General features: G+C 53.2%; 21 protein-coding genes. 11 read left to right on the top strand and 10 right to left on the bottom strand.

The annotated features are described in order from the left end of the window. Window positions 1–4: 4 nt before the first annotated feature. Window positions 5–499 (bottom strand): MaoC family dehydratase, encoded by a 495-nt coding sequence (locus ACMAZB_RS04505; RefSeq protein ID WP_435214821.1) that lies wholly within the window; start codon window positions 497–499, stop codon window positions 5–7. Window positions 500–624: 125 nt separating this feature from the next. Here ACMAZB_RS04505 and ACMAZB_RS04510 point away from each other — a divergent pair, with 125 nt between their 5' ends. The 4 genes from ACMAZB_RS04510 to ACMAZB_RS04525 are packed head-to-tail and all read left to right on the top strand — an operon-like array spanning window position 625 to window position 5,352. Next, window positions 625–1,407 (top strand): GntR family transcriptional regulator, encoded by a 783-nt coding sequence (locus ACMAZB_RS04510; protein WP_435219580.1) that lies wholly within the window; start codon window positions 625–627, stop codon window positions 1,405–1,407. 2 nt (window positions 1,408–1,409) lie between these two features. Further along, a complete protein-coding gene (locus ACMAZB_RS04515; RefSeq protein ID WP_435219581.1) occupies window positions 1,410–2,306 on the top strand; it encodes an HpcH/HpaI aldolase/citrate lyase family protein in 897 nt (298 codons plus the stop codon). 44 nt (window positions 2,307–2,350) lie between these two features. Next, on the top strand, window positions 2,351–3,805 hold the full coding sequence (locus tag ACMAZB_RS04520) for an MmgE/PrpD family protein (RefSeq protein WP_435219582.1): 1,455 nt from the start codon (window positions 2,351–2,353) through the stop codon (window positions 3,803–3,805). Then, window positions 3,799–5,352, top strand: coding sequence for a 4-hydroxyphenylacetate 3-hydroxylase family protein (locus ACMAZB_RS04525; RefSeq protein ID WP_435214828.1), 1,554 nt, complete (start codon window positions 3,799–3,801; stop codon window positions 5,350–5,352). Before ACMAZB_RS04520 ends, ACMAZB_RS04525 begins: the two co-directional genes overlap by 7 nt. 120 nt (window positions 5,353–5,472) lie before the next feature. On the opposite strand, the gene ACMAZB_RS04530 is transcribed toward ACMAZB_RS04525, so the two are convergent. From ACMAZB_RS04530 to ACMAZB_RS04540, 3 genes are all read right to left on the bottom strand, one after another. Further along, a complete protein-coding gene (locus ACMAZB_RS04530; protein ID WP_435214829.1) occupies window positions 5,473–6,318 on the bottom strand; it encodes a TauD/TfdA dioxygenase family protein in 846 nt (281 codons plus the stop codon). A gap of 68 nt (window positions 6,319–6,386) precedes the next feature. After that, the gene (locus ACMAZB_RS04535; protein ID WP_435220059.1) at window positions 6,387–7,313 is read right to left on the bottom strand and encodes a DMT family transporter; all 927 of its coding nucleotides are present in this window, start codon (window positions 7,311–7,313) and stop codon (window positions 6,387–6,389) included. Next, window positions 7,313–7,996: a cysteine hydrolase family protein gene (locus tag ACMAZB_RS04540; protein WP_435214831.1), complete on the bottom strand. Its 684-nt coding sequence runs from the start codon at window positions 7,994–7,996 to the stop codon at window positions 7,313–7,315. The genes ACMAZB_RS04535 and ACMAZB_RS04540 overlap by 1 nt, the downstream gene beginning before the upstream one ends. Before the next feature lie 88 nt (window positions 7,997–8,084). Here ACMAZB_RS04540 and ACMAZB_RS04545 point away from each other — a divergent pair, with 88 nt between their 5' ends. Together ACMAZB_RS04545 and ACMAZB_RS04550 are read left to right on the top strand one after the other, a co-directional pair. Then, window positions 8,085–8,702: an isochorismatase family protein gene (locus ACMAZB_RS04545; protein ID WP_435219583.1), complete on the top strand. Its 618-nt coding sequence runs from the start codon at window positions 8,085–8,087 to the stop codon at window positions 8,700–8,702. Between the two features lie 24 nt (window positions 8,703–8,726). Then, window positions 8,727–9,530: an alpha/beta fold hydrolase gene (locus ACMAZB_RS04550; protein WP_435219584.1), complete on the top strand. Its 804-nt coding sequence runs from the start codon at window positions 8,727–8,729 to the stop codon at window positions 9,528–9,530. A gap of 348 nt (window positions 9,531–9,878) precedes the next feature. Here the strand turns inward: ACMAZB_RS04550 and ACMAZB_RS04555 are convergent, their stop codons facing one another. Then, entirely contained in the window at window positions 9,879–11,063 is a 1,185-nt protein-coding gene (locus tag ACMAZB_RS04555; protein WP_435219585.1) for a CaiB/BaiF CoA transferase family protein, read from the bottom strand. Between the two features lie 166 nt (window positions 11,064–11,229). On the opposite strand from ACMAZB_RS04555, the gene ACMAZB_RS04560 reads away from it, so the two are divergent. The 4 genes from ACMAZB_RS04560 to ACMAZB_RS04575 are packed head-to-tail and all read left to right on the top strand — an operon-like array spanning window position 11,230 to window position 16,432. Beyond that, complete coding sequence (locus tag ACMAZB_RS04560; protein WP_435219586.1) at window positions 11,230–13,290, top strand: hydantoinase/oxoprolinase family protein; 2,061 nt, start codon at window positions 11,230–11,232, stop codon at window positions 13,288–13,290. Between the two features lie 12 nt (window positions 13,291–13,302). Beyond that, window positions 13,303–15,318 carry a hydantoinase B/oxoprolinase family protein gene (locus ACMAZB_RS04565; protein ID WP_435219587.1) on the top strand — a complete coding sequence of 672 codons (2,016 nt, stop codon included), beginning with the start codon at window positions 13,303–13,305 and terminating at the stop codon, window positions 15,316–15,318. Window positions 15,319–15,372: 54 nt separating this feature from the next. Beyond that, the gene (locus ACMAZB_RS04570) at window positions 15,373–16,125 is read left to right on the top strand and encodes an LLM class flavin-dependent oxidoreductase (RefSeq protein ID WP_435219588.1); all 753 of its coding nucleotides are present in this window, start codon (window positions 15,373–15,375) and stop codon (window positions 16,123–16,125) included. Next, window positions 16,106–16,432 (top strand): hypothetical protein, encoded by a 327-nt coding sequence (locus tag ACMAZB_RS04575; RefSeq protein WP_435219589.1) that lies wholly within the window; start codon window positions 16,106–16,108, stop codon window positions 16,430–16,432. Before ACMAZB_RS04570 ends, ACMAZB_RS04575 begins: the two co-directional genes overlap by 20 nt. 13 nt (window positions 16,433–16,445) lie before the next feature. Here ACMAZB_RS04575 and ACMAZB_RS04580 read toward each other — a convergent pair whose 3' ends face one another. Both ACMAZB_RS04580 and ACMAZB_RS04585 read right to left on the bottom strand, forming a co-directional pair. Then, window positions 16,446–16,805 (bottom strand): hypothetical protein, encoded by a 360-nt coding sequence (locus ACMAZB_RS04580; protein ID WP_435219590.1) that lies wholly within the window; start codon window positions 16,803–16,805, stop codon window positions 16,446–16,448. Continuing rightward, a complete protein-coding gene (locus ACMAZB_RS04585; protein WP_435219591.1) occupies window positions 16,802–17,962 on the bottom strand; it encodes a class I SAM-dependent methyltransferase in 1,161 nt (386 codons plus the stop codon). The genes ACMAZB_RS04580 and ACMAZB_RS04585 overlap by 4 nt, the downstream gene beginning before the upstream one ends. Window positions 17,963–18,218: 256 nt before the next feature. Between ACMAZB_RS04585 and ACMAZB_RS04590 the strand changes: the two genes are divergently transcribed. Continuing rightward, window positions 18,219–18,974 carry an SDR family NAD(P)-dependent oxidoreductase gene (locus ACMAZB_RS04590; protein WP_435219592.1) on the top strand — a complete coding sequence of 252 codons (756 nt, stop codon included), beginning with the start codon at window positions 18,219–18,221 and terminating at the stop codon, window positions 18,972–18,974. Between the two features lie 192 nt (window positions 18,975–19,166). Here ACMAZB_RS04590 and ACMAZB_RS04595 read toward each other — a convergent pair whose 3' ends face one another. From ACMAZB_RS04595 to ACMAZB_RS04605, 3 genes are all read right to left on the bottom strand, one after another. After that, window positions 19,167–21,749: a TonB-dependent receptor gene (locus tag ACMAZB_RS04595; RefSeq protein ID WP_435219593.1), complete on the bottom strand. Its 2,583-nt coding sequence runs from the start codon at window positions 21,747–21,749 to the stop codon at window positions 19,167–19,169. A 127-nt stretch (window positions 21,750–21,876) separates the two neighbouring features. Beyond that, on the bottom strand, window positions 21,877–23,049 hold the full coding sequence (locus ACMAZB_RS04600; RefSeq protein ID WP_435219594.1) for a CaiB/BaiF CoA transferase family protein: 1,173 nt from the start codon (window positions 23,047–23,049) through the stop codon (window positions 21,877–21,879). A 9-nt stretch (window positions 23,050–23,058) separates the two neighbouring features. After that, window positions 23,059–24,252 (bottom strand): CaiB/BaiF CoA transferase family protein, encoded by a 1,194-nt coding sequence (locus tag ACMAZB_RS04605; protein WP_435214850.1) that lies wholly within the window; start codon window positions 24,250–24,252, stop codon window positions 23,059–23,061. Between the last annotated feature and the right edge of the window lie 540 nt (window positions 24,253–24,792).

Below are 24,792 nucleotides of genomic sequence, written 5' to 3' on the forward strand. Positions count from 1 at the left end.
TATTTTAGGCAGTAGGCTCGGGGTTTTTAGGAACCAGCATCTGTCGTTCAAAGACACACACTTCAACGTCGTGTTGATTAATGCCTCGAGTGAGTACCGTGACGATCCCTGCGTTGGGCCGTGACTTGGACTCGCGCTTGCCCAGAACCTCTGTGTTGGCATAAAGCGTATCGCCGGGAAAGACTGGTTTAGTAAGTTTGATGTCTTTCCAACCGAGATTAGCTATGGCTTTGGCGCTGACATCTGAAACACTCATGCCGACCACAACGGCCACCGTCAGCGGGCTGGCGATCAACGGTTTCTTAAATTCTGTGGCAGCGGCGTATTCCTCGTCAAAGTGCAGAGGATGTGTGTTCATAGTGAGTAACGTAAACCAGGCATTGTCTTGCTGGGAAAGGGTCCGTCCTGGCAAGTGATGATAGACATCGCCAACCGTAAAATCGTCGAAGTACCGTCCCGGCATAGCTGCATAACGCTCCATTACTGATTGGTCACTCACCGCAAAGCACTCCTTTTGACGTATTTTTTCTACATTTATGGGGCAGTGAGGGCACTCGGGCCCCACAGCGCGTAAAAAACTCGTTAAAATGTTCGGACATTTCAGTCAGAGTAACAAGATTCGGCATGTCGCCCAATCCATTAAAGGTAAATAGCAAAAAAGAGCCCCCGCTGTATCGGCAAATTGCCGACGCTCTGCTGTCGGGGATTAGAGATGGCCTGTTTCCCGTTGGCACACTTTTGCCCGGTGAACTCGAGTTAATCGAGCGCTTTAAAAGTAGCCGTCATACCGTTCGCGAAGCTTTGCGGGTGCTTGAGGACATGGGCATCGTTAAGCGACAGCGTGGCCGTGGCACCTTGGTGATTTCCACTGAGGCACGACCTGCTTTCGTGCAAGCTGTGCGAGACCCCCGGGAGTTGTTTACCTATCCGGAAAATAGCGCGTTTCGTGTTCTGGCAGAGGGTAGCGTTGGAGATGATGATCATTGGCCCGCGAGAATTGGCGATGGTGTCGATGAAAACTGGGCGCGAATTGCAGGTCTCAGAACGTTACACGATGGCAGTCCGTTCTGCTGGACCGATATCTATGTGCTCCCAGATTATGCGGCGATTGCGCAACAATTAGGTCGAACAAAACGGCCGGTTTACGAGCAGATTGCAGAGACATTTGGTGAAACAGTTCAGCGCATCAGCGTGGAGATCTGTGCAGGCAGCCTTACAGGCAGCCGGGCTAAAGCCTTGCAAGTTGATGAGGGGACACCGTCTTTGGTTCTGTACCGACGGTACTGCGGTAACGGCAATCGGTTATTTGAAGTTTCAGTGACTGAGCACCCCGCCGATAGCTTCAGCTATTCCCTAGAATTTAATCGCGGTTGGCAAGCTGCTGAACATTGGTCCTGGAGCAAATAGGTATGCCACAAAGAGAATTGGCGGTTATTCGTAGTTTTATGTTTACTCCGGCGAACCATCCTCGCCGGGTGGAGAAGGTTTTTCAAATTGGTGCTGATGCAGTCATTTTAGATTTAGAGGATGCGGTTGCAGTTGCTGAGAAAGTTGGTGCCCGTGACGATGTTGTGGCTGCTTTTTCTGGGTCTCAGCGCGATTGTTTGCATTACGTGCGTATTAATAGCGTCGAGACCGAATTCTGGCGTGACGATATACAGGCGACCGTGGGTTCTTGGCTTGACGGTATTGTGGTGCCCAAGGTTGAGTCAGCAGTGGCGCTGTTAGAGGTCGAGCGCGCAATTGCTGAAGCTGAAGACAAGGCGGGGCTGGCAGCTGGTTGCTTAGATATTTTGCCGATTATTGAAACCGCAAAAGGCGTGGAGGCTGCTGCCGAGATTGCGACCGCTGGCTCTCGTGTACGCCGTTTCGCCTTTGGCGGTGGCGACTATACCCTGGACCTCGATTACGAATGGAGCGCAGACGAGGATGTTCTAGCCTATGCCCGAGCGCGCTTGTCACATGCTTCTAGGTTGGGCGGATTGCTGCCGCCAATCGATACGGTTGTTTTACAGATAAACGACGACGCACGGTTTACTGCGTCTGCTCAGCGCGGCAGAAAGTTTGGGTTTGGCGGCAAGCTCTGTATTCACCCCAGTCAAGTGCCACTGACCAATGCCATTTTTTCGCCCTCTGCAGAAGAAATTGCCCACGCAACTGCGGTGGTGGCGGCATTTGAGGCCGCTGAGGCAAGTGGTTCTGCTTCTATTCAACTCGATGGTTATTTTATCGATTACCCTATTGTGTATAAAAGCCAGCGAATTCTCGCCCTTGCTGCGCTGCTAAATGAGCCAAGGGTTTCGTAACGCGCTTGCGTCACTTATAATGTCCGGACATTTAAGGAGGCGCTGTGAACAACACGTTAATCAATCAAGCGTCTCTGACGCATCGCATTGCGGCATCATCCCTTTCGTTGCAGGAGGGAGACGTTCCACCTGAGGTACTGACGTACACAAAAAGCTGCATTGCCGACGCCGTTGGTATAGGTTTTGCCTCACACTACTATGATTTCGCAGAGCGCACCGTGGCCGGAGTACGGACTTTGGCAAGCCCCGGCGCGGGTGTTGTGATTGGGCTGGAGGATACTTTAGCTCCTCGAGACGCGGCATTGCTCAATGGAACCCTAGTCCATGGGCTTGATTTTGACGACACCCATCTGGCTTCAGTGGTTCATTGTTCGGCCAGTGCTCTGCCCACTGCACTCGCAATCGCCTCAGAAAAGACGGTCACTGGTAAAGAATTATTGTTGTCATGCATCATTGCCACGGAGGTCGATGCCCGGTTGGGCAGCGCAGCGGGTGGCACTTTTCAGCAGCTGGGGTTTCATCCCACGGGCGTGGTGGGCATATTTGGTGCGACGGTTGCCGCGGTCCGTTTACTCGGTGGAACTGTCGATGAGGCAGTCCGGGCTCAGGGCATCGCATTGAGTATGGCTGGGGGCAGTATGGCGTTTCTCGATACTGGGACCTGGACAAAAAGATTACACCCGGGCTGGGCAGCGCAATCAGCATTGGCCGCGGCTAAGCTGGCTTTGGCGGGGTTTGAAGCCCCTCCTGAGGCGTATGCTGGACGCTTTGGATTTTATTCGTTGTTTACCCAAAACGCCGACAACGTCAACAAAGTAGATTGGGCGAGAGCGTATCAGGACTTCGCCATTGAGTCTGTTGCTATAAAGCCTTACCCAATCTGCCATTTCAATCATGCTCCGGTTGACGCTGCATTGCAGTTGCGAGAGCAGCACGGTTTACGCCCAGAGGAAATAGAGTCGATTAAGGTCGGGTTGCACGAACGACAGTTTGAGGTTGTCGTTGAGCCCGCTGCACGTAAGCAGCGGCCGGAGAGCGAATATGAGGCCAAGTTCAGCGTGGCCTACGCGGTGGCGACGGCCTTGGTTCGAGGTGAGCTGGGGCTGCGTGAGCTTGAGATTGAAAGCCGAACTGATGAGCAAATTCTTGCCTTAACCCCTCGCATTCACTGTGTACACGATGACCGGTCGCAATATCCGCAGACATTTTCCGGCGGGGTCAGCATTACCATGCGCGACGGCTCGGTTTATGAACATTTTGATGCGGTTAACCGAGGTGCTGAAGGTCGCCTGCTGAGTGTCGACGATGTGAAAACCAAGTTTTTTCAAAATTGCCGGTTGGTTCTGACCGAGGCACGAACAGAAGCGGTCTGGGAAGCCATTATGGCGGTCGACGGTCAAGTCGATTGTTCGGAGTTTTTAGAGGCCCTTAAGGGGTTAGGAGATCATAGATTGACTGCGGACCAAGGTAACGCGGTAGAGAGGAGTGCAATATGCTAATGAAGTCTGGCGGAAAGATTATGAGCGCCGAGGAGTATCGAGAGAGCCTACGCAGCTACTCGCCGACCGTATATGTCGACGGTGATATTATTGAGAGCGTTGCCGATGAACCGAGACTTGCTCCGGGCATTCGAGCCGTTGGCGTCACGTATGATTTCGCCCAAAAGCCTGAATTTGGTGGCGTGATGCTGGCTGATCAAGCGACCTCGGGTAAGACCGTTAATCGTATGCTTCATATCAATCGGCATTCAGAGGATTTGTTGAGCAAGCTTGAGGCCGTTCGACTGTTGTGCCGTGAAAGCGGTTGCGCCCAGCGCTACTTGACACACGATGCCCTGAACGCGATCTATCAGTCGACCTGGTGCATGGCCGAGCAAAGATCTGGCAGTGAGTATCATGCGCGCTTCCTCGAGTATTTACATGACATACAGGATCGCGACCTCACCCTTGGTGTCGCAATGACAGATGCTAAGGGCGAACGCAGTTTGCGCCCTCACGCTCAAACCAACCCAAATTCCTATGTGCACATCAGTGAACGTCGGGCGGATGGCATCGTACTGTCAGGTACGAAGGCTATTGTCACCGGTGGCCCCTACATGCACGAGCTTTTGGTGATGCCTTGTCGAACTATGGTTGAGGGTGATGCCGATTTCGCAGTGTGCTGCGCTGTGCCTATCGATGCCACGGGCTTGACCATAGTTGCTCGTCCAGCAGGGCGTCCGGGCCAAGCGGCGGCTAAGTTCAGTGCGCAATATGGACAGAGTACAGCTGTGTGTCATTTCGCCGACGTATTTGTGCCTTGGGACCGCGTTTTCATGGCTGGAGAATGGGATCAGACCGAGCACTTAGTGACTTCCTATGCTAACCATCACCGTCACAGTTGCATTGGTGCCCGGGCGGGATTTGGCGATCTGCTTATCGGGGCTGGCGCCCTGATGACCGACGCCAATGGTTTAGACATGGACAACGTCTCGCATTTGCGTGAGACCATGGTCGAGCTGATTAAAATTGTCGAAGGTTTTTATGCCTGTGGCGTTGCCGCCTCAGTCTATGGGGTTCAAGACCCCTGCGGCTCTTGGATGCCTGAGCCTGTATTTTCCAACATTGGAAAACTGCTATTAGCGACCCAGATTTATGATATGCATCGAACCGCCCATGAGGTTTCGGGAGGATTGATTGTGGCGTTGCCTGGCCCAGATGAAGACCACAACCCTGCAACTGCAGGCGATCTCGCGGCGGTGTTATCAGCTCGGCCAGATGTCCCCTACGATAAGCGCATGGAGGTATCGCGCTTTATCGAAGATCTAACTGCGTCTTCCACGGGTGGCTGGTATTCCGTAATAAGCCTTCACGGTGGAGGTTCGCCTCAGGCAATGAAACGCGAAATTTATCGTCGCTACCCGGTGGAAGAAAGAAAAGCGTTGGTAGAGCGATTGCTAGATCGCGGTGTTGCCGAGACCGGCAGTACCGGAGCACCAGATCGCCAGAAGCAACCTGGCCAATGCTGTGCAACGGGTTGTCAGGTGCCTGAAGCTCCTAAGGACTGAGGCGCAGCAAACACCGACTCTCAAGCAGGGCAGGGAGAGTCCCTTCGGACATAGATCTGTTGGCAGTGACTCCGAGGTCAGCGACCAGGGTGTTAAACACCCTGGCGGTTGGCATGGGGTCTAAACAGGTACTGCCAAAGCGGCCGGGGGTAAGATCGTTGTGCGCTTCATGAGCCGGTTGTGACTCTGGTCGAAGGGATCACGGCGATGCATGGTGCAGGCATTGTCCCACAGCAGAGCGTCTCCTGGCTGCCACGAATGCGAGTACACGTAACGTGGTTGCACCGTCCACTCGAAGAGATAGTCGAGCATAGCTCGGCTGTCAGCCGCGTCCCAGCCCACAATCTCAGTGGTCATGCCGGGACAAAGGTAAAGTGCTTTTTCTCCGGTTATGGGATGGGTTCGCACAATCGGATGTTCAATGTCGGGCGATCGTTTCTTTTGTTCGTTGCTGGTGGGGACACTGTAAGCGTTGTTAAACGCCTCGTAAGACTGCACGGCCCGGACCCCGTCGAGTCGCTGTTTCACTTCATTAGGAAGTTCATTGTAGGCCGCTGTCATGTCGGCGAATTCGGTGTTACCCCCGGTTGGTGGCAAGGTGTGAGCCATCAACAACGAGCCTACAGCTGGACGGGGTAAGTAGATTTGGTCGTAATGCCAGCCGACCTCTGTATCAGCCAAAATGCCCATTTTCTTGCCATTGTTTTGCATGTTGGAAACGTACAAAACTTCAGGATGTTCGGAGGAGAGGTACTCGGTACGCACGTGAATTTCTAGATCACCAAAGACACGACTAAAGGTCACCAGCGTTTCTTCATCGAGGCTTTGGTTTCTGAACAAAAGCAGCTTGTGCTTTGCCCACAGTGACTTTATTGCCGTGTTTTCCTCGGTAGATGTCGCCGAAGAAATTGTGTAACCAGAAACTTCAGCACCAAATGTGGGCGCCAGAGACCTTGTGTCCTGCATAGCTTCACCTGTGTTATTTCTCTAAGGCTCTAATTGTACGGACATTTGTTTTCGAATCAAACCCAGTTTCAGGATTTGGTACGTCGATAGGCGCTGCGCCACTCCAGCAAAGCGACACTTAACACGACTAAGACGGTCCCCAGGAGCTGCAATACAGAGAGTCGTTCGTCATACATCAAATAAGCCATAAGAGCCGTTGCGGGCGGACCAACTGTACTGAGCAGAGCGCCACGAGAGGCACCTATCCGCCTTATTCCCTCGGAGACGCAAAACAAAGGCAGTACCGTTGCAAAAACTACAAGCCCGAGCATGATCCATAAACTATTCCCGGGTAGCTCAACGTTGAGCCAACCCATAATGAGGCCGTGATGTATAAAGAACGCTGAGCCCGCTGTCGTCATCGCCGTGAGGGTAAAGGTAGCCGCACTCATATTTCGAGTCAGCGCACCGTTAGCCATGAAGTAACAGGCGATGGTAACTGAGCAAAAAAGCACCCAAAAAATCCCCTGCAATTGGTCTGAGGAAAGCTGTTCATCGGCGGCTCCAGTGACGAGCAAAACCCCCAGCGTTGTTGTCCCAAGCGCCAGCATGGTGGACCCTGAAGGTAGGGCTCTTGAGGTTAAAGCTGAGAATAAAACGACCATCGCAGGGTAAGAGAACAGGAGTGCCCGCTCTACGTTAGCCTGAATCAGCGTTAGCGCATAAAAGTTTGCTAAGGCTCCCAAGTAGTAGCACCAGAGCCCGGCTAAGGCCGCAGCGGCCAGATGCCACGCACTGGGTTTGGAACGAGGTTTACCCTTAAATTTCTGGGCGCTGATGGCGGCGACCAACACGAAACCGGGGATAGCTAAGACCGACCTAATAGCCGCCACCTCATGATAGCTCATGCCCTGAGCATACAGTGCTTTGGCAAATAACCCCTTTGCGGCTAAGAGTATGGCCCCTAGGGCGACTAAGGCTGCCCCTATGAGGCCGCTTCGAGTGTCAGTGCTAATTAGTGGGCACCTTGCCTAAGTTCTGTGAGGACCTCATCGGTTGTTAGTACCCGGGCCCACAGTCTTTTCAGCATGGTCAGAGTTGCGGTTTGCATGTCATCGCTGTCCGTGCCGGTGCCATCACTGACAACCACCACGCGGTACTGAAGGTCGCAAGCCTCCATTGAGGTCATGGCGACGCAATTGTTGGTGGACACGCCCACAGTCACAACGGTCTTTATGCCTTTAGCTCGCAGGGTGGTGTCGAGCCCCGTAGAGCAAAAGGCGCCTTGGGTCGTTTTATTCAATATCAATTCACCCGGTTGCGGCTGCAGCGGCGCGACGATCTCGTGCTCTTTTTGGCCAGCTATATTGTTTGTGGCGCGAATTATAGGGGCCATATGGGCGGGCGCATCACTGGCATCTGGAGCATTGGCGCCGTAGGTAATGTAAATCACCTCTGACCCTAACTCACGGAAACCCTCGAGCAGCTTTTGAATGTTGGGAATCAAAAGTTGATTGATGCGGTTGAAACGATAAGCGGCACCCTCGGCCTCACCGCGTTCAGCGAGAAGCTTGCCCAATCCCATTTCGGGATTGCCGGTAGCGTTTTGCATATCAATGACAATTAAAGCTGTCTCGTTGGGCGAGATGGCGAAATTTTGACTAAACGCATCGACGAATCCCGGCTGATTTTGACTCATTTTAAGAGCTCTCTTGAAATGTTCGTACATTTTACGCCATATTGCGATCTAACCCCAAACGACGCTCACAACACCGAGGTTTGAGACGATGGATCAATTTGAACGTGCAGGTTATGGACAACGAGATATAGGTTTTGGTGCTAAGCCTGCGTTATTGATGGTTGATTTTCAGCTGGGGTTCACTGACGGGGTGAGTCCTATTGGTCGTAGTGGGCACATCCAAAGTGCTGTCGATAACACACGCACCCTGCTGTTGGCCTGCAAGGCCAAGCAGATACCCGTAGCCTCCTGCCGTGTGTCCTGGGGCGGCCCCGACGAAATGACGCACTGGAAAATAGAGACGCTGTTTGATGGCAGCTTTTATCATGGCCACCGCTGCACAGAGCTTGATCCGCGTATCGCTGATTCTGACTATGTTTTTGAATTTATAAAAACAGCGCCCTCAATATTTTACGAGACCCCCCTGAAGCCCTGGTTAGTCACCCATGGCATAGACACGACTATTGTGACTGGCTGTACTACCTCTGGTTGCGTTCGAGCGTCAGTTGTTGACAGTTTTTCAGCGGGCTATCGCACGATTGTTCCTGCGGATTGTTGCGGTGACCAAGATGCCGAAGCCCATGCAAGCAACCTTCGTGATGTCGGTCGGCGCTACGCCGACGTGGTCGATTTACAAACGGTTCTTGATCACATTCAAAAATCTTAATTTTTTACTTTAGGAGAAAACGCAATGCCTGTGGCTCAAATTAACGGACATAACATGTATTACGAAGTCCACGGTGAAGGCCCTCCAGCGGTTTACATTGGTGGTTGGGATACCTTTTGCCATGGCCGCAGCCATTTTCTAGCTCGTGGTATGACCGATAGTTACAGCACGGTGATCATCGACTATCGAGGCATTGGCGATTCAGACGATGATCTTTCTATGACGCCCTCAACTGAGTTGTTTGCCGATGATATAGCAGCGCTGCTTGACCATCTCAATATGACGTCGGTCTATTTTGTGGGCCTTGTGGGTATGGGTGCCTGTATTGGCCAATGGGTTGCCCTCAAAAGGCCTGATCTAGTGCGTTGCATGGTTAATATGGGCTGTTGGACATGGGCGGACCCCATGTTGTCAGACCAGCTTCAATCCTTTGGCGACATTCATGAGCATGCAGGATTCTCCGCGTTTCAATCAATGGTGGCGTCGTATTCTTTCCGGCCCGATTACTACAATGCCAACCGTGAAAAGTTAATGGGCTCGGGAGGTGTATGGGGTAGTTTGGAGGGCCGAATACCGGCTCACCTACGTTTCATTCAGGCCTGTAGGGGACATGATATTCGTCCACACCTCAAAGATATCGCGGCGCCGACTTTGGTTTTGCATGCTGGGCAGGACGTGATCACAGGGCCCCGCACTACCATGCCCCTAGAGGAGGGGTTGCCCAATAGCACGGGGGTGATGATGGAGGAGGTTGCCCATGTCGTTGCTGGCAAGGACGAAAAAATTGCCTTCTGTGACATTCTTTTCGAGTTCCTGAAAAAGCATTGATGCACCTCGCTCGACCTCGGCATGCTTTGAGGTGAGCGACCGTCCCCCAAGACGCAGCGCCTCCTTAGGTGTTGATTATTAGGTGATGCGATGTCTTGGGGCTTCATGGGCCGCCAAGAGTCATCGCTTGTTCGCCGGCCGCGGCAGGCAGGCCTGTCATGTCCTGTCGCTTTGCTGAAGAACCTGATTTAAGCGCCTTCAGCGCAACCCTGGTCGGACCCCTCGGTTCGAAATTTCTTGGGGGCGACTCAAGGCGCAGCCTGTACCCTGCAGCCCTGCGTAAACAAAGGCCAAAGGATTTAGTGAGTCAGGCAGATTCTGTCAACGCTAGCGCGGGGCGGTCTGGGTCTAAATGGCGCCTGAGGCTTTAAGGTCCGCGAGATCGTCGCGTCCCAGTTCGTCACCCAAAATGGTCTGATTATCAGCGCCCAAGCCGTTGCCGCACCTTGTTACCAGTCGCTCGCCGTCTATTTTTATGGGGTTACTCAGCGCGCGATATTCCTCCACTACCCGATGAGGTACCGTCTGTATCATGCCCGTCGCCTGGACGAAGGGATTTTCTAGAGCTTCGGGCAATGAGTTAACCGGAGCGACGGGGATTTTAGTTTGCAGCACGGAAAACCAATGCTCTGTGGTTTCAGTCATCAAAATGGTGTCGAGCACACCGGTCAATTCAGCGCGATTATTCGCACGATCACTCATAGTGGCGAAGCGGTGGTTTTCGGCGAGTTCTGGGTGACCGATATTCTCGATCAGGAGCTCCCAAAATTTCTGCGTCATACACATTAGGAAAATCCAGCCATCCTGAGTTCGGTAGAGTTGGACGGGAGTGTTGTAAGGGTGTGCTGAACGCGCCACGCGGCTCGTTTCAATGCCGTGGTTCATGTACCAGGTGCCTGGATAGGTCAATTGGTGAAGTGCCACATCGAAAAGTGTGACGTCTACATCTCGCCCGCCATGCTTACTGCGACCTAGCAGTGCAGACACGCAGCCAAGTGCTGCGACAACGCCGGTCATGAAGTCGATCATAGATAAGCCGAAGCGGGCAGGAGGAGACTCGGGCTCTCCGGTCAGTCCCAAAAAGCCACACTCTGCTTGCATTAGGTAATCATAGCCGGGCCATTCGGCGCGGTCGTTATCGCGACCATAGGCTGATATGTGGGTGCAAATGATGTCTGACTTTATCGACTTCAGCGTGTCGTAGTCGAGGCCCAGTTTGGCAGGTTGACTACCTCTGAGGTTATTCCAAACAACGTCGGCGGTACGCACTAGATCTTCAAAAATAGCGCGGCCTTCGGTGCTTTTTAAGTTCACCGTGACGCTGCGCTTCGAGAGGTTAAAAGCTTGAAAATAAGCGCTGTCATCATCTGCCAGAGTCACGGCTCCCGACTGCCGCGAGGGATCTCCTCCTGTGGCTCGGTTCTCGACTTTTATCACGTCGGCACCGAGTTCAGCTAGGTACATGGATCCGTAGGGTCCTGCGCCAAACTGTTCTATAGCAATCACTCGGATGCCCTCTAAGGGTTTGTCCATTTTCAACTCTCAAGTGTTCAGGTGGATTGATGTCAGTATCTTGCACGCTTTCGCAGATTGGTGCATGGTGCAGTGTAACCGTTACATGCAACAAATGTCCGGTCAATTGAAAAATTGGACGGACGAAGTTGCTAACCACTCTAAAAATTCAGTCAGGAGGCCTGACATGACCTACCGCTTAGGTGTCGACGTTGGTGGCACATTTACCGACCTAATCCTCGTCAACGAATCCAGTGGCGACATTCACACCGCGAAGGTGCCTAGCACTCCCGATGATTCATCGGTGGGCGTTATGAATGGTGTTGAACGTGTTTGTGGAAACGCCGGCATTGACCCTTCTGAAATTTCGCAGGTCATGCACGGCACAACCGTAGCTACTAACACGGTACTCACCGGCTCCGGTTCGAAAGTGGGGCTGGTAACGACGAAGGGATACAAGCAAGTGCTACAGATTGCACGCTCCTACGTTCCGGGCGGTTTAGGCGGCTGGGTTATCTATAATAAAAGCGACCCGTTGGCGCCACTGGCGTGCACCATTGAAGCTGAGGAGCGCATGGGGGCAGACGGCAAGCCCGTACGTGGCTTAGACGCGAAAGCCCTTGAGAAGGCTATGGAGCAACTCAAAGAGGAAAACATTGAGGCACTCACCGTATCTTTGATCAATTCCTACGCCAACCCCAAGCATGAGAAAGCCGTTGAGAGGGTGGCTCGCAAAGCGTTACCCGGCGTGCCTATTTCACTGTCCTCATCCGTGGTACCTGAGATGCAGGAGTACGAGCGAACCATCACCACCGTGGCTAATTCCTACGTGCGGCCCAAGGTTGCTGAGTACGTCAAAAATTTGGAGAAAAAGCTCAAGAAAGGCAACAAAAATATCCAGCTCAACATTCTCCGGTCTGACGGCGGCATGGCCTCTTCCAAACTCGCGCAACGGCTGCCCGTCAATTTGCTGATGAGCGGCCCTGCCGGTGGGGTATCGGGAGCTTGCTGGGTAGCCAAGCAGGCGGGGTTTGAGAATCTGCTGACCTTTGACATGGGCGGCACCTCCACCGATGTGGCGTTGGTGCAAGATGGCAAAGCTCAACTTCGGCGGGAAACTACCGTGGGTGATGTCACCGTCAGGGCGTCTTCCGTCGACGTACGAACCGTGGGAGCGGGTGGCGGCTCAATCGCCCACGTGCCCGAGTTAACCGGAGCGCTTCGCGTCGGCCCAGAGAGTGCGGGTGCTCAGCCTGGTCCTGCGGCGTATAACAAAGGTGGCGTGCTGCCTACCGTGACCGATGCCAACGTGGTGTTGGGTTATCTTCCTAGTGAGGTTCGCTTGGGCGGAGACATGGAAATCCGCAAAGACTTAGCGGAAAAAGCCATCAAGCCTATCGCTAAGGCATTGGGTATTTCAGTGAAGCGCGCTGCGGCGGGCATCATTGATATCGTCAATGAGAATATGTACGGCGCCCTGCGGCTGGTCTCGGTCGAACAGGGTTTTGACCCCAGAGATTTTGCGCTTATTGGTTTTGGCGGTGCGGGTCCGCTGCACGCGAATGCGCTGGGTCGACTGATGAACAGCTGGCCGGTCATTATTCCGCCGGGTCCTGGCGTTTTGTGCGCTTATGGCGATGCGACGACCCGTGTTCGGGACGAAGCTTCGCGAACGTACATTCGGCGTTTTGCCGACACGACAACAACCGATCTGGGCAAGATCTACGAGGAGCTAGCGGCGAAGGCGTTAAAGACGCTTGCTCAACAAGGCGTTCCCGCTAAGGAATGCAGTGTTTCTTGCCAGGCCGATATTCGTTACCAAGGTCAGGGTTTGCAGTTAACGGTCGACTTCGATCTCAAAGCGCTGAAGAAGGGTGGTCTGGGTGTCATTGGCGATCCCTTCGATGAGATGCACAAGCAGCTGTTCACTTTTGCGCTCGATTCAGACAAAGAAATTGTCAACCTCAGGGCTGTGGCTCAGGGTAAGAGTGCCGAGATCGAGGCTAGAAAATTACCCAAGTCAGGTTCAAGGACGCCGGTTAACGCCGCCAAACTGGGGAATACGACCGTCTTTATGGATGGAAAAGATATGGACGCAACGCTTTACCAGCGTAGCAAGCTAAAAGCCGGTAACAAAATAGAAGGGCCGGCTGTTGTGCTAGAGATGGACTCTACAACGGTCATCTTGGCGGGTCATACCGGTAACGTCGACGAGTTCGGCAACATCTTGATTGCACCGACTTCATAGGGGAGACGAATAATGCCTGCAACAATAGTAGAGACTAACAAGGACAAATTTTCCCTCATTGATATCGATCCGATTACCCTCGATATCATTGAAAACGCGATGATGAACGCCCGGCACGAGATGGACGCGGTGCTGTTTCGCACGGCGATGTCACCGGGCATTCGGGAGCAGCACGATGAGTTCCCCATGATTGCCAATCTAGAAGGCAAGATGGTGGTGGGCCAATTTGGCAGCTTTATTCACGGCTTCAAAGAGGCCTATGACGGCACCATCGAAGAGGGCGATCTGTTTCTGACAACCGACCCCTATGCCTGCAACGGTGCCATTAGCCATATCAATGATTGGCTGCTGCTGCGCCCGATTTTCAAAGATGGGCGGTTAATTGCCTATGCCGCTATGTTTGGACACATGACTGACGTAGGGGGCAAGGTCCCAGGCAGCCTCCCAACCGATGCTCGGGAAATCTTTGAGGAAGGGATCCGTATTCCTCCCACCAAGATTTATAAAAATGATGAGCTGCAGACCGATCTGCTGGAACTCATCCTGCACAACTGTCGAATGCCTAACTGGAACCGCAGCGATTTCAACGCATTGGTGGCTGCCATTCGTACGGCAGAAAAGCGTGTTATTGAAATGGCGGGCCGGTTTGGTGACGACGTCTTTTATTCAGCCCTCGATGAATTGCTGGCGCGTAATAAGCGCGCAATGGGCAAGTTGATCAAAAATACTGTGCCGGAAAAGAAGCAGTTTTTTGAAGATTATATTTGCGATGACGGCTTGGGTATGGGGCCCTATCGAATTAAGTGCGCTATGTGGCGGGAGAAGGACAAGGTCATTTTCGATTTTGAAGGTACCGATCCTCAGTCCATCAGCTCCATTAACTTCTACCTCAACGAAGAAATGTTCAAGATGTTCTGCGGGGTTTACATGATCATGGTGTTTGATCCCCAGATTATGTTTAACGATGGTTTCTATGACCTCATGGAAGTGAAGATACCCCATGGAACGCTGCTCAAACCTCAAGAACCTGCGGCACTGTCCTGTCGAACCCACGCTCTGGGTCGAATCTTTGACGTCTTGGGTGGATTGTTGGGTCAAGGCGATCCTGATTTCCTCGCTGGCGCTGGATTTTCGGACAGTCCCCACTTTATGTACTCGGGCTATGACAAAAATGGCGAGTGGTATCAGCTCTACTCGATTGGCTTTGGCGGCGTTCCTGGTAAGCCTTCCGGTGATGGCCCTGATGGTCACTCGCTCTGGCCAAGCTTTACCAACGTTCCCAATGAATTCCTCGAGAGCTATTTCCCACTGCGTATCGAGACCTACGAGACGATTACTGACAGCGGCGGTGCAGGCTACAACCGCGGGGGTAATGGCTTACGTATGGGTTATTGCTTCCTAGAGCCCGGGACTATTTCGATTCACGATGACCGTTGGCTCACTTATCCCTGGGGCGTAAACGGGGGCGAACCCGGCAGGCGTTCAGAGAAAATACTGGTTCGAACCGATGGCTCAGAGGAGCGCTTACCCAGCAAATGTGATCGGATCGAGGTTGGGTCTGGTGACATCCTCTACTTCAATACCTGGGGTGGTGGCGGTTGTGGTGACCCACTCAAGCGTGAAGTGGAGCGGGTTGAGTTTGATGTGCGAGCAGGCCTCGTTTCTATGGAGGGCGCTAAGCGTTACGGCGTAGTGATGAACGCTGATCGTCGGGTAAACCTCAAGCGGACTGAAACGCTACGCGCGCGTATGGCGAAGAAGCGCGGTAAGGTTCCGATGTTTGATCGCGGTGGCGATATTGCAACGCTGAAAAAGCGTTGCCTTAAAGAAACAGGACTTCAGCCGCCAAGGCAGCCTGAGTTCCAGACTTGGGCACTTAAAGTGCTTGAGGGTGGCAAGGCGGCTGCGAGTGGTAGCCTAAAAGTGAAGCGAGCAGCGGGCAAAAAAGCGGGCAAAAAAGCCGTTAAAAAGGCAGCGCCAAAGGCCAAGGCGAAATCAAAAGCTAAGGCCAGCAAGAAAACTGCCTGAAACCTGAGGAGGGGGCGTGAGCCCCCTACCTTTAGTGATGTAGGAGCGTGACTTATGAAGTTTGGTGTATTTCTGCCCAACGGCAGTAACGGTTACATTCCCTCCGCGGGTAGCCCGGTTTATCAACCGACCTATCAACACAACCTCGATATTTCTCTCGCCGCCGAGAAACACGGATTAGACTTTGTTTTGTCGATGATGAAGTTCCGGGGGTTTGGTGGTGAGACGGGTTATTGGGACAGTTGTCTGGAGTCATTTACCCTCATGGCAGGGCTGGCAGCCGCCACAGAAAAAATAGGTTTATTTCCTTCGATATCGATCTTGAGTCAACACCCTGCGATAGTAGCTCGCATGGTGGCAACGATTGACGACATCAGTGCTGGCCGCTGTGGTTTAAATATTGTGACGGGTTGGAATCGGCCCGAGTACGCACAAATGGGTATGTGGCCGGGAGATGAGCACTATCAGCGCCGTTATGAATACGCGGCGGAGTATGTGCAAATTCTGCAAGCGTTGTGGCGTGACGGCAGAGCTTCTTGGCAAGGTGATTATTTTGAGTTGGATGACTGCTCTGTTTTGCCGCAGCCCAAGCGCGATATTCCACTTGTTTGCGCAGGCCAGTCACCTGCGGGCCGTCAGTTTGTCGCGCAATACGCCGACCATCAGTTTGTTTTAACCAGTGAAGACAATCTAGTCACCTCAGTGGCGGACATCCGAGCGAAAGCTCTAGGCACTAAACGTGATGTGGGCGTTTATGCGCTGTTTCACCTAATCGTGGCCGATTCCGATGATCAGGCCCAAGGCTGAGGTTGACGCTATTATTGATGGTGCAGATCACGGCGCTATCAGCAACATTCTTGCCAGTGCAGATTTAGATACCAATACTGGTGGCACGGCTGATCAGCTCAAAGCCGCACTTAATCAGAGCGTCGAGGCGGGCAATATGGCGTTCATGGGTATTCCGGTCATTTATGGCTCACCTGACACTGTGGTGAGGCGTATAGAGGGTATTGTGGAGCGCACAGGGATAGATGGCATGCTGTTCAGCTGGCCGGACTTTGTCGGAGGTATTGAGCGCTTTGGAGCTGAGGTACTGCCTGCACTCAAAATTTAATTCACGCCTGGGGTCAGCCGTCGTTTTCAACTTGGGAGACGACGGTGCTGTAGTCCCTGTCTTCTGAGGCCTCGAGGTCTTCCAGTTCACCCACTATAATGCGGGTAACTTCTTTGAAAATAGTTTGATGGCGAGCGGCCCGTGCTTCCATGTCTGCATCTGACAGTGCGTATTGCTCAATGTCTTCACTGGAGAACAAACCCTTTGCCGCAGCCACCCGCTCCAAGGTATCGAGTCGATCCCGTGTTACCGATAACTCGCCGGTCAAAGCCATGACCATGGAGAGCAAGCGATCAACATCTGAATCAGAAAAGTAGTAGGGACGCTTGCCTTTGGCTTTGCGTTGAAGCGTAACCTCGGTGTCGTCGCTCATTTTTGACACCCGTAGACAAACCAGACGCCGCCACCCCCAAAATCGCCGCCCTGGAAAGTATTGCTGCGTTGGGTTTCCTGAAAGGCACTTGGCACCATAATCTGAATGGGTTTGTGTTGATCAAAACCGGAATTAAGGGCTAGAGCTTCGAGGTCTAATAAGTGGCTTTTTCGCCAGAAGGGTTCGTTGTTGTTTTCACTGTCCCAGTCAAAAATAAACGTGTCAAAAGGCTCCATCCCCTCATAGGGTGGGGTCTCGACGTGCAACATCATGCCCCCGGGTTTAAGCACTCGGTGGCACTCGCGGATAATATTTTTGATGGCAGCAGAGGATGTCTCATGCAGTAAGATGTGGGAAACCACTAAATCAAAAGAGTTATCCTCAAAGTCGAGCGTCTCGGCGTTTTGCTGAGAAAAATGCACCGGTAAGCCCATCGAGGATGCCCGGGCATGGGCATAGCGGAGCATGGGTGGGGCCACGTCAATGGCATGGACTTCAGCGCCCTCAAAACCGCTGGCGTAGGGCAAGGTACTGTGGCCGACTGCACAACCTAGGTCTAGGATTCGGGTGGGTTTTAATTCGGGGTGCTCCTGCTTTAACCAAGCCACCGTGCTGTCACCCATGTCGGCATTATTGACCCCCATTTGCCCCATCGCGTAAATGTAGACGGCGCGGTCATAGATGGCACCTTGGGCAACATCATTCTCAATGTACTCGGTGTGATAGCCCCCGGGCTGGCAATGAATATCTACCGCCGTGTGGTAAGCCGGGATTTTTAGATCGGGGTCTAGCCGCAGGCTTCCCACAGCCGGGGTCTCGGCGGCCTGAGTTGCCAGTTTTTGAATGGCGCGTTGGACGGGTATTTGCGCCGAAGACCACATCATTTCCTGACTGGTTCGCAGTAGAGAGCTCCACGCCTGATAGTGAGTGTCTTGTTTCATCACCTGACCCACTTCTTGAATAGATTCGGGTTCCCTCTGGTGCTTTTCGACAAATTTCCCCTTGGCGCGTTTTTCGTAAGCGGTTTTCAGCCCTGGGTGTAAGTCGGTGACTAAATGCTCTTTAAACGAACGCACGAAATGCTGTCGCGCCAGTTCATCATGACTCGTAGAGGGAAGGGCATCGTGGAGTTGTTGTTCCTTATAGGCGTTCGACATAGCAGGGATCCTGTTCGTTGACCGGGGACTACACTCACCATTGAATATAGCTTAGTGCTGCCCAGTCGCCAATGCTTATAAGCGCCCGTTGAATGCGGCGGCCAGAGGGCGGAGCTACAGGTTGAGATTTCGGTCTCGACCGAGACCAAGACCCATGCAATGCCTGTCGGGCTTTGTCGTCTTAATCTGTTGCCCTTTACCGTCTTAAAGTGCACCTTTGTGTCTTGAGTTTGGCACTTATTTAGGAGATGAAGTTATGAGTGAACAAGTCGCTTTAGTCACAGGTGCGGGTATTGGCTTGGGCCGAGCCACGGCTCTAGCTTTGGCTGATTCAGGGTATCGGGTCATCGTAACCGATGTCTTGTTGGCTGAGGGGCAAGCTGTTGCCGATGAGATCTCTGCGCGGGGCGGTCAGGCAGAGTTTCATAGCCTCGATGTCACCGATACCGAGGCGGCGAACGCCGTTGTCCATGATGTTGAGGCGCGGTTTGGGGCACTATCTGCATTGGTGTTAAACGCTGGCATTGCTCGAACCTTGCCACTGAGTTCCCTTGATGATGACGCCTGGGACGAGACCATGAATGTAAATCTCAAAGGCATGATGCGGGTCATGCGCGCAGCTATTCCGGGCATGCAAAAGGCGGGAGGTGGGTCAATTGTGTGTTTGTCCTCTATTGTGGGGGCCGTATTGGGCTGGTCAGAACATATCCCCTACGTCGCCAGCAAGGGGGGAGTCATGGGGATGGTGCGTTCAGCGGCGCTAGAATTTGCGGCTTACGGCATTCGAGTTAATGGCATCGCGCCCGGTGTCATACGCTCTGCGCAAACCCTCGATCCGGTCAACTCACTCGGTGAAGAGGGGCTCGCCGCTTTTGCCGAGACTGTGCCTTTGGGGCGTGTGGGCAATCCTGAAGATATTGCCGATGTCGCGGTATTTTTGTTGTCTGATAAGGCGCGCTATCTAACGGGGCAAATTATTGCTGTCGATGGTGGAACTACCATTAGTTTGTAGCGTGGAGCGTGGAGCAGAAACAGTATTCGTTGAGAACCGGCGCTAGGATAGATTTAAGTTGTTCTATCGACGATTATTGAGAGGTTCGTCGGTCGGTAAAACTGGCAGGAACCCGCCGTTAAGCGGCTAAAACGGACAGGCAAAAAAAAGGCAGGGTAGAGACCCTGCCTTTTCTTCTTTTGGCGTTTAAAGTTAGAAGCTGTACTGCACCTCTACACCCGCACGTCGCTGCGTACCGGGGCTCACAAAGCCGCCACCGAATTCGGGGGCCAAGATCACCTCGGCAACAAACTCCTCGTCGGTGAGGTTGCGTGCGAAGGCCATAATGCTCCACTTCTCTCCGCGCAGACCCACTCTCAGGTTCGCTAGACCATAGCCGTCGACCTGGGTGCCACCTTGCCCTGTTTGTGGATCCTGTCCGTAGTTGGCAGGCGGTCCGCCAAACAGTGTCGCCGGAACGACATCGTCTTGGACCGTGTGGTACCAAGTGTCGCCTTGGTAAGAGTACTCAAGTCTGCTGAACAGCTCGAAGCGGCCTAGGGGCAATGAGTATTGAATCGCAGCATTGGCCGTGAACTCGGGGTTGTTGGGCACGTCGTTGCCTGCGGTGTAGGGTCGCAGAGCGTTGACGTCGATTTCGCCGTCGACCATGGAGTAACCCGCATCAAACCGCAGGTTGTCTGTGATCGCCCAGGCTGCACTCAGCTCAAAACCCTGCAGCGTAACTTCATCGATATTTTCAGCGGTTCTCAGCAAGCCGAAGGGGCCTACGAAGAATTCGAAGAACTGCATGTCATCGACTTCGGTATGAAAGACCGCACCGTTGAGCTGCAAGTTTCCGTCCAAGAGTCCCGACCGGAAGCCCAGTTCGAACGAGCTTGAAGTTTCTTCCCGGATAAGATCGGGTGGCGCTACAAGCGCGCCGCCGTTCTCAACTAGATAGAAGTTTACGATCTGGCTTGCTCCTGAGTTATTGAAGCCTCCAGCTTTAAAGCCTACACCCCAGCTGGTGTATAACGTTGTGCTTTCGGTGGCGTCCCAGGTCAGGCTGACTTTGGGCTGCAACTGGTCAAAAGTTTCACTGTTACCGGGGATGCTGGAGCTCACCGTAAAATCGTTGAAGTTAACAAAGCCCGGGTTCAGCGGCGAACCATTGAGGGGCTGGCCATTCAACGTACATTGGCCACCGCAGTAGTCGATGTAGTTAGAGAGCGCACCATCTGCAGGGGAGGGTACGTTGTTGGTGACGTCACGTTCTTCACGGTCGTAGCGCAGCGCCAGCGACAGTTCCATAGACTCGGTTAAATCGTAGTTTACCGATCCGAAGGCCGCCATAACGGTGGTGTCGAATGTGTCGTTCACCATTGCGTCAGTAAACTGATTGTAAATGGTGGTGGGCACATTGCTCGCGGGGTTTGGCCAGTTAGAGCCGTCATCGCGCAGCTGTGAGACCGCCTGGTACCTTTCGATATCGAGGTAGTACAAACCTGCTTGCCAGCGTAGCCGTTGATCCGAGTTGGACGTGAGCTGCACTTGAAAGCTCATGTCTTCCTGGAAGCGCTCTTGGTATTGATAACCGTCACACGTTGTCGGGCTGTAGGGGGGAAGCACTTGCGCACCCGCTGCAGAGCCAAAAATAAACGTGGGGGCGGGCAACGCCGTCACACCACCCGGTACCGATGGGGTGTAAGACGGAGTCAAAGCGTCAAGTGAGTTGATACAGGCTGAGGTACCGCCGTAGAAGCCAAAAGCACCCGATGTGCCGTCAGCAATGAAAGTATCCTCGGTGTCACTGTAGAAGCCCCAGGCGGTCAGTGTCGCCCAGTCCATGTCCCAGTCGGCTTTCACCGAAAACTCGAGGACATCTTGTTCATTAACTGGCCGCACGTTACCTGCAAACACAAACTCGTGGGTGTTGACGTCCTGATAAAAAGATTCGACCCCTGGGGTGCCAAAGCCTAAAAATGGTGGCAGCGCAAAGGCGGCGTTAAAAGTAATGGCCGCACCCTCTGATTTGCCGTACCGCAACTTGGTGTCGATCGACAAATTGTCCGTGGGATCGAAGACTAAACGGCCCTGAACAGAATAGTTTTCTGCATCGTCGACGACATTGTCGTTAAGGAAGGAGTTGCTATAGAAACCATCTGTGCTTCGGTAATCTGCGGTCAATCGACCCGCTACATTCTCGCCCAGTGGTCCAGCGACGGTAGCAAGGCCGGTATAGGTACTGTCTTCAGCCATGCTAATTCGAACATCGCCTTCAAACTCTTGCGATGGCCGCTTCGTTGACATGATGATAGCGCCAGCGGCGGCTGAACGTCCGTACAACGCCCCTTGAGGCCCTTTCAAAATTTCAATTTGTTCGAGGTCAGCGTACTCGCGGTTGAAGGCGTAAGTGTTGATATAAAGAATGCCGTCAATAATCAGTGCGAAGTTTGTTTCCGCGTCCCGTGCGCCATTGATACCGCGGATGGAGACAGACGAGTCGCCGGTTTCAACGGTGTTGACGAAGCTCACCCCTGGAGTCTGAGAGATAAAGTCTTCTGCCCGCTGAATCCCCATGTCGTTAATCTGTCCCGCGGTAAAAGCGGTCACGGTGCTGGGTACGTCTTGAAGTGATTCGCTTCGTGCTCGAGCGGTAACGACGACTTCCTCGAGCTGGGCGTGGGCAAAGTTGGGTAACGCGAGGCTGCCGCCGACGGTTGTCAGTGCCGCCAGCGCTAATGATAAATGGCTTTTAGCTGTCGCAGGTCTTTGGTGTGATGGGTTTTTCATGTCCACGGATCCTCCAGTAAGCATTTGGGAAGTGGCTTTAATGGTTGTTATTCTCTCGATAAATACTGATTTACCGAGTGCTTGGATTACTCAGGCGAACATCGCCCGCAAACATTTGTACGTACAATTACTCCAACACCTCCAATATCGCCGTACGTTGGGCTGGGGTCAAGTCCAAATCGTTAATGATATCTGAGGTATTTTGTCCCACTGATGGCAGAGATGCGTCGATGGCAGCGGGTTCCCGCTGGAATTTAAGCGGCGTACCGATATGGTCGTTGCCATCATTGTCTTGCCAACGCATGCCCCGGGCCGAGACGTGCTCGGCTGACCAGGCCTCGTTGAGATCGAGAACCGGGCTCCAGCAAATATCGCGACCTTCGAACCATAACTCCCAATCGGTCAGCGTTTTAGCGCGGAATGTTTCTCGCAGAAAACGGATAGCCGGCTCGTGTGCCGTGCCAGCAGGCCCAGCCACGGCGTGAATGAACTCGGGATGGTTTAGTCCTTCGAACAGCGCACTGACAAATTTGTGCTCTCCGCCTCCTAGGGCTAGGAATCGGTCATCAGCCGTTCGATAGATGTTCAACATAGCCCCACCGCCATGGCTGCGTTCGGCCAACTGGCGAGGTGCCTGTTTGCCGGCGAACACCGGGCCTAAAATATTGGGTGATGCTGCGAGTACAGATTCATGCATGCTGACATCGAGATAATCCCCTTCGCCCGTAGTTTCCCGTCGAAACAGAGCCATGAGAATGCCTGACAGGGCGGCCCAAGAAGACAGCATGTCTGAAATGGCGACACCGATTATTGCAGGGCCGCTGTCTCCCTCCGGGGAGCATGACAAACTTAAAACACCGGAGGCTGCGACAGTAGCAGTGTCGTGGGCCGGCTTGTCCCGCCAAGGTCCCGATTGACCGAACGCTGAAATAGAGCAATACACGATTTTAGGGTTCAAGGCTCGAACCGCTTCAGGGCCAAAGCCCAATCGGGCAGCTACACCGGGGCGGAACGCCTCAACGAGCACATCTGCGCCCTTGATGAGTTCAGCGAGTGCGGCCTTTCCCGCGTCGCTTTTTAAATCGAGGGCGATACTCTCCTTGCCTCGCTGGGTGTTGCGAAACATCACTGTTTCGCCCCCTTGCTGCCAGGGGAAAGATTGACTCGAGCGGGTGGGTTCTGGTGACTTAGGGTTCTCTACTTTAATAACCCGGGCACCGTGATCCGCCATCATTTGCGTGGCAGCGGGGCCGGGTAGGAATAGCGAAAGGTCGATAACCGTGACGCCATCAAGCTTCATCAGGCAGGCTCAGTTGGTGATGCCGTCAGATGACAGCGCTGCCAATGCAGAGGCATCGAGACCCAATAGATCGCCCAGAATTTCTGTGTTGTGTGCGCCAATTTCGGCTCCGGGCCAGTCGGTTCTTCCCGGGGTCTCTGAGAGTTTTGGGGCGATTGCCGGAATCTTTAAAGGCGTGCCGTTGACGTCTACTGACTCAAACATGCCCCGGGCGTTGTAATGAGGGTCGGTCATCATGTCTTCGACGCTGTAGATGGGTCCTACGGGAACTCTTACGGCCTCAAGACGCTCGATAATGTCTTTTGAGCTATTAGCTGCGCACCAGTCGGCTAACGCCTGATCGATGGCTTCCTGATGCACGACTCTTCCTGGGTTATGTTCCAGCTCTGGGTCGTTTGCCATGTCCTCGCGTCCCGCTTCTTTCATGAGGCGCTTGAATATTGAGTCGCCGTTCCCGCCAATAACAACGTGCTTGCCGTCTGAGCAAAGATAAGTATTGGTAGGGACGATGCCGGTAATGGTGGTTCCAGACGGTTCCCGAACCACACCGGCGCCGTCATACTCTGGAACGATGCCCTCTAGTAAATTGAAGACGGCTTCATACAGAGCGACGTCAACCACCTGTCCCTCTCCAGATTTAGAACGTTGAATCACAGCGAGCAACACGCCCAGGGCCGCGTGAATTGCTGCGGCGGTGTCACCCAGGGAAATATTGGGGCGTACCGGGGCCTTGCCGGGCTCACCGTTAATATACCTAAAGCCACCGTAGCCTTCTGTGACTGAAGCGTAGCCTGGCTTGGATGAAAACGGGCCGGTTTGGCCGTAACCTGAAATCCGAGTGTAGATAATTCCCGGATTAATCGCTTTAACCTTTTCCGGACCTAATCCCCATTCTTCCATAGCCCCCGGGCGGAAGTTTTCCACGACGATGTCGGCCTTACACAATAAATCAAAGGCCAGCTCTTGGCCTCGTTCAGATTTTAAATCGAGGGTGACGCTTTTTTTGTTCCGTGCGAGGGAGTGGTACCACAGTGACATGCCATCACGTACCTCTCGCCACTGACGAATGGGGTCGCCTGTGGGCGGCTCAACTTTGATGACCTCAGCGCCAAAGTATCCCAAGATAGTGCCGGCAAATGGGCCTGCCAGTAGCTGGCCCATTTCGACAACGCGTAAACCTTCAAGTGGACGTTCACCGGTCATGCTAGTTTCCTCAATAGATCGGCAAAACCTACAGAGGCTTTACCCAAACCACAATAGCTTGTGGAGTTGCCATTCAAATACATACTGGGTCACAAGATATTACGCCTAAGGTTTGTGGCTGGTTCCTAGGCGCGCTCGCCGCATAGTAATGAGTTTGATCTCAAGGCGTCCACGGGGGGAAGAGGATCTGCGTTGGATTTTATTCATTTGGCGTTGCAGGAGACCTGCGGTGGAGGCTGGCGATCCTGTTATTGCGCTAAGCGGTAAGTCGAGCACGCCGTGAAGCGAGCGGATCTTGTGCAGGTGCCGGGGCTTTTGCCTAGGAGTCGCTAGGGTATTGCGCAATTGGCAACTTTGAACGCGGCACGCGGAAAGTACGAGGGAATCATTGCTATTCACTTCCCATCATAGCATTAAGGCTTCTAAGTTCTATAACATAGCGGCATTAAAAAGCGCTCCAGTTTCATGGTTGGGGTCGCCAGCCGAGTATTTTTAGCCAAGTGTCACAGATCGGGGCTGTGCAAGTGATAGCAACCTACG

The organism is Luminiphilus sp. nBUS_07 (assembly GCF_051201685.1).
Taxonomy (GTDB): Bacteria; Pseudomonadota; Gammaproteobacteria; order Pseudomonadales; family Halieaceae; genus Luminiphilus.

Excerpts from the sequence above, each read along its gene's own strand:
- ACMAZB_RS04510 (WP_435219580.1), top strand. The coding sequence starts at position 625 with ATGTCGCCCAATCCATTAAAGGTAAATAGCAAAAAAGAGCCCCCGCTG.
- ACMAZB_RS04515 (WP_435219581.1), top strand. The coding sequence starts at position 1,410 with ATGCCACAAAGAGAATTGGCGGTTATTCGTAGTTTTATGTTTACTCCG.
- ACMAZB_RS04525 (WP_435214828.1), top strand. The coding sequence starts at position 3,799 with ATGCTAATGAAGTCTGGCGGAAAGATTATGAGCGCCGAGGAGTATCGA.
- ACMAZB_RS04530 (WP_435214829.1), bottom strand. The coding sequence starts at position 6,318 with ATGCAGGACACAAGGTCTCTGGCGCCCACATTTGGTGCTGAAGTTTCT.
- ACMAZB_RS04540 (WP_435214831.1), bottom strand. The coding sequence starts at position 7,996 with ATGAGTCAAAATCAGCCGGGATTCGTCGATGCGTTTAGTCAAAATTTC.
- ACMAZB_RS04545 (WP_435219583.1), top strand. The coding sequence starts at position 8,085 with ATGGATCAATTTGAACGTGCAGGTTATGGACAACGAGATATAGGTTTT.
- ACMAZB_RS04550 (WP_435219584.1), top strand. The coding sequence starts at position 8,727 with ATGCCTGTGGCTCAAATTAACGGACATAACATGTATTACGAAGTCCAC.
- ACMAZB_RS04555 (WP_435219585.1), bottom strand. The coding sequence starts at position 11,063 with ATGGACAAACCCTTAGAGGGCATCCGAGTGATTGCTATAGAACAGTTT.
- ACMAZB_RS04560 (WP_435219586.1), top strand. The coding sequence starts at position 11,230 with ATGACCTACCGCTTAGGTGTCGACGTTGGTGGCACATTTACCGACCTA.
- ACMAZB_RS04565 (WP_435219587.1), top strand. The coding sequence starts at position 13,303 with ATGCCTGCAACAATAGTAGAGACTAACAAGGACAAATTTTCCCTCATT.
- ACMAZB_RS04570 (WP_435219588.1), top strand. The coding sequence starts at position 15,373 with ATGAAGTTTGGTGTATTTCTGCCCAACGGCAGTAACGGTTACATTCCC.
- ACMAZB_RS04575 (WP_435219589.1), top strand. The coding sequence starts at position 16,106 with ATGATCAGGCCCAAGGCTGAGGTTGACGCTATTATTGATGGTGCAGAT.
- ACMAZB_RS04580 (WP_435219590.1), bottom strand. The coding sequence starts at position 16,805 with ATGAGCGACGACACCGAGGTTACGCTTCAACGCAAAGCCAAAGGCAAG.
- ACMAZB_RS04585 (WP_435219591.1), bottom strand. The coding sequence starts at position 17,962 with ATGTCGAACGCCTATAAGGAACAACAACTCCACGATGCCCTTCCCTCT.
- ACMAZB_RS04590 (WP_435219592.1), top strand. The coding sequence starts at position 18,219 with ATGAGTGAACAAGTCGCTTTAGTCACAGGTGCGGGTATTGGCTTGGGC.
- ACMAZB_RS04595 (WP_435219593.1), bottom strand. The coding sequence starts at position 21,749 with ATGAAAAACCCATCACACCAAAGACCTGCGACAGCTAAAAGCCATTTA.
- ACMAZB_RS04600 (WP_435219594.1), bottom strand. The coding sequence starts at position 23,049 with ATGAAGCTTGATGGCGTCACGGTTATCGACCTTTCGCTATTCCTACCC.
- ACMAZB_RS04605 (WP_435214850.1), bottom strand. The coding sequence starts at position 24,252 with ATGACCGGTGAACGTCCACTTGAAGGTTTACGCGTTGTCGAAATGGGC.